This is a genomic window from Tabrizicola fusiformis (genome assembly GCF_013328815.1).
Lineage (GTDB): Bacteria > Pseudomonadota > Alphaproteobacteria > Rhodobacterales > Rhodobacteraceae > Fuscibacter.
Map to the genome: position 1 here is coordinate 1 of NZ_JABUHN010000044.1, position 2,272 is coordinate 2,272.

The window sequence follows — 2,272 nt, forward strand, 5'->3', positions numbered from 1 at the left end:
CGATCCGTCGAGAAAGTCGATCCAGGCGGCGCCTGCAAGATCGCCGGTCACCGGGCGGCCCCAGTTTGCGCCGGCGGGGCCTAGCGAAACATAGTCATCGTTGATCACGACGCGGGCCAGCGTGCAGCCCGGTACCACGCTGAGGGCGATGGTGTAGACCAGCCAGGCGCGGGGGGTCTTGCCTGCGCTGCCATAGCTCATGGGCGGGGCAATCAGCTGGCCGCCGGTGGCATAGCGGCCGAGCATGATCCGCTGCGGCGTGGTGCCGCCGGTGGTGGTCATCTCGGTCTTGATGCCAGGCTGGCGCGGCGTGCCGCGCAACGCCATCGCCAGCCGCGACAGTGCGATCGAGGCAACTGTCTTGACCAGCCATGCCGTCAACGCGTTGATCGCCGCGAAGCCCTTGACCGCCGTGATCAGGCCGCCGATCGCCGTCACGAGCGGCCCCGCCTCTGCCGGGCTGGCCAGCGCAACGAAAAGCCAGAGGGCGAGATACCACCTCATACCCGCCAGACCCTCCGCGCTTCGGTCAGCGGCACCAGGGCAGCGCCACGCGGATGCACCGTGTAGATCATTTCGCCCTGAATGATGCCCATGGCGGGCAAGCCGTCAGCCCCGTCCAGCAGGGCGATGTCGCCGACCGCGCCATAGGCGACGGGCACCTCTTCGAGGCCGCTCACCACATGCGCCCAAGGGTCCGAACAACCATGCTGAAGGGCCAGTTCAAGCCCCTTTTCAACGGTGCTGTAACGGCCCCGCCAGTCCGCCATCACATCGACGCCGGTCAGGGCCGCCCGGCCACCAGCTGCAAAAAGGATGCAATCATGCCGACCCGGCCGATACGGCGCGCGGGCCGTGGCCGCGACATAGTCCGCCAGACGGCTGCGCCAGTCAGGGAGCCTCATGCGTGCCCCCCGGATTTCCAGCCGCCGAGACCCGACCCGGACCCACCGTCCGTCGCAGACGGCTCATAGCGCTTCTCGCCCCAGTAGACCGGAACTTTTCCTGACACATCGGCATAGCGAAACAGCCGGTCGTCGCTGCCGCGCTGGCGCATGGCAGCATCGGAGTATTTCGCGGTCAGCCCCCGGGTCAGCGCCATGGCGGCCGAGGCGACGGTCAGGGTGATCCGGCCCGCGCTCAGCCCCTTGGCGGGGACGGTGCGTGGGGCCCCATCAACCCAGCCCTTCCAGATCCGGTGCGGTGCGGCCACTGGCTGATGGCTGAGCGGATCGGTCAGCAGCCGGTGGATTTCCACCGGGGCCAGCCGCAGATCATAGCCCATCGCCGCATCGACCACCTCGGGCGCCGCCGTCGCCAGCCAGACCGAAATGCGCCGCACGGTCAGCCCGGTCTCGATCACCAGATCGTCCATGCCCAAGAGCCCGCCTGCGCCGTGATAGGTGCGATCGGCACCGCCCACGTTGATCACCTGGTCGTCGGCACCGTTCCAGAACCCGGTCGGCTCCGGCGCCCCCGTGGTCCGGTTGCGGGCGATGATCCAGACCAGCAGCCGCGGGCGCAGGCCGTCGCGGGCCTGCATCTGGGTCAACTCTGCGGTTGCATAGCTGCGCATCGCTACCTCAGCGTCTGGGTCCAGGCGATCTGCGCCTCGGACGTGATGGTGTGGGAGGTGACGCCGGTCGTGTTTTCGCCGGGAACGAGCCGGGCCTTGCACCGCGGCCAGACCAGCTGCACCGCGGCACCCGCAGCGGCACCGGGCCGGATCGGCGGGGTGACTTCGATCAGCCCGGTCTGGCCAGCGCCGTTGGCAACGGCGGCGCCGACCGCCTCGTGCAGCGCATAGCGGGACGGGCTGCCATAGGTGAACGACATCAGATCGCCCCGGCTGATCGGATAGGACGCAGGCAGGCCCGTCAGGCTCAACTCGCGCCCGCTGCCGCCGACCGCCAGGATGGTCGGGGTGGCCGCCCCCAGAAGCATCCCGTTCGGATCAAGCCGCGGCCAGGGCCGGGTGGGGTCGGAAATCAGAAACGATGCGCCCGACCGGCGCAGGATGTTGATCAGCGGCCGGATCGCCGAAACCTCGTCATGCGTCATCACCCCAAGTTCGATCCGGCCGGACCAGAGCGATGTTCCGAGATCGGCGGTCAGCACCTCGCCGCCGGTGGTCTGGCTCATGTCCAGAGCCTCCGGTAGGTCCAGCTCGGCCTGTTGGATCGGCAGGAGGTCGAAGAACTGGGCGAGGCTGAGCGGGAAGGTCAGGACAGCCATCTCACCCCCTCACGCGCGGGTGGCTGTCGATCTCGGC

3 protein-coding genes and 1 pseudogene are annotated in these 2,272 nt (G+C 68.8%); all 4 read right to left on the reverse strand.

What is annotated here, in order from left to right:
- Positions 1-504, reverse strand: a pseudogene (locus HS053_RS22005) (phage tail protein); the annotation flags it as partial.
- Positions 501-905, reverse strand: a complete 405-nt coding sequence (locus tag HS053_RS22010; RefSeq protein ID WP_174213382.1) for a DUF6950 family protein — start codon at positions 903-905, stop codon at positions 501-503. The pseudogene HS053_RS22005 and the gene HS053_RS22010, both read right to left, overlap by 4 nt.
- Positions 902-1,576: a hypothetical protein gene (locus HS053_RS22015; RefSeq protein ID WP_174213383.1), complete on the reverse strand. Its 675-nt coding sequence runs from the start codon at positions 1,574-1,576 to the stop codon at positions 902-904. The genes HS053_RS22010 and HS053_RS22015 overlap by 4 nt, the downstream gene beginning before the upstream one ends.
- A gap of 2 nt (positions 1,577-1,578) precedes the next feature.
- A complete protein-coding gene (locus tag HS053_RS22020; RefSeq protein WP_174213384.1) occupies positions 1,579-2,235 on the reverse strand; it encodes a hypothetical protein in 657 nt (218 codons plus the stop codon).
- Positions 2,236-2,272 lie beyond the last annotated feature (37 nt).

Bases quoted from the DNA above. Each gene is read 5' to 3' on its own strand.
- HS053_RS22020 (WP_174213384.1), bottom strand. From the start codon at position 2,235: ATGGCTGTCCTGACCTTCCCGCTCAGCCTCGCCCAGTTCTTCGACCTC.
- HS053_RS22015 (WP_174213383.1), bottom strand. From the start codon at position 1,576: ATGCGCAGCTATGCAACCGCAGAGTTGACCCAGATGCAGGCCCGCGAC.
- HS053_RS22010 (WP_174213382.1), bottom strand. From the start codon at position 905: ATGAGGCTCCCTGACTGGCGCAGCCGTCTGGCGGACTATGTCGCGGCC.